Origin of the sequence: Jeotgalicoccus aerolatus (assembly GCF_014635205.1) — a bacterium.
GTDB classification, from domain to species: Bacteria; Bacillota; Bacilli; order Staphylococcales; family Salinicoccaceae; genus Jeotgalicoccus; species Jeotgalicoccus aerolatus.
The window spans coordinates 1-902 of sequence record NZ_BMCN01000011.1; the positions used below are offsets into that span (position 1 = coordinate 1).

The 902-nt window shown below is 40.1% G+C and carries 1 protein-coding gene; it reads right to left on the reverse strand.

Annotation, left to right across the window (positions count from 1 at the left end):
• Nucleotides 1-189: 189 nt before the first annotated feature.
• On the reverse strand, nt 190-902 hold a 713-nt coding region (locus tag IEU81_RS11135), incomplete at its 5' end, for a hypothetical protein (RefSeq protein WP_231957246.1).

Sequence of the window (902 nt, forward strand, 5' to 3'; positions counted from 1 at the left end):
AAACCCAGTATATTCAATATAAACTAACAGAGAGAGTATAAATAATTCAGGAAATACTCTGCGATTTGTCTTATTGATGCACCACTCCAAACATGCTGGTTGTATGAAGTAAAGTGGTAGATATGAAACTGTAGAAGATAGATTTTCCAGTCCAACCATAACCAGGTAGAAGCAGTTAATTCCAGAATCTTAAAGGTACCTCACATAGGGAATAACCTTTGTCTTAGGTTGAATCCATGGCTTCATAGCTTTCTGATGCTGATAAACAGTCTTGAGATACTGGGGCAAGGCGAATTTCTGGTAACGCTGGCTGATTTTTTTCAGAAAATTTAGGCGATTCTTTTCTTCTTCAGTCAGTTTAGTTTTCTTAGTGAATACTTCTGTTGATTCCATGTCAACGGTCTTCTTTGAATTTTCCTCACTGGTGGAGAGCTGCTCTCTGTTCAGAGTGGGAGTAATGGGAACAGCATTTCTCTTAACCTGATCCCATGGGTTCAAAACAATTGGACCTTGATACAGATACTGGAGATACTGGGGGAACTTCTGATAAAACTGATTGATTTCATTCAGTGCTTTCTGGTAGTGCTTATCGTCCACAGTAATCTTAACTTCCTCTGTGGCAACTTCAGCAGATTCCTCACTAGATGAGCCGATAGAATATTCCTCTTCATTTGCGTTCCTTACAACTTCCTTGCAGAATGTGGAGCAAAGGTTCTCCTTGCTGGGATTAATGGCCATATTCTTTTCCTGCTTATATGTTTCCTGGGAGATGATAGATTCCTCACTGGAGGAGACATGTTCCATCGTATTCTTTGCAAGGGCAACAGCCAAAAGGCAGGTAAAGATGAAGAACTTCATGTTTGCTTTGTCCTCGTTTCCTAAAAGGAAGACAAGTAGTCCAG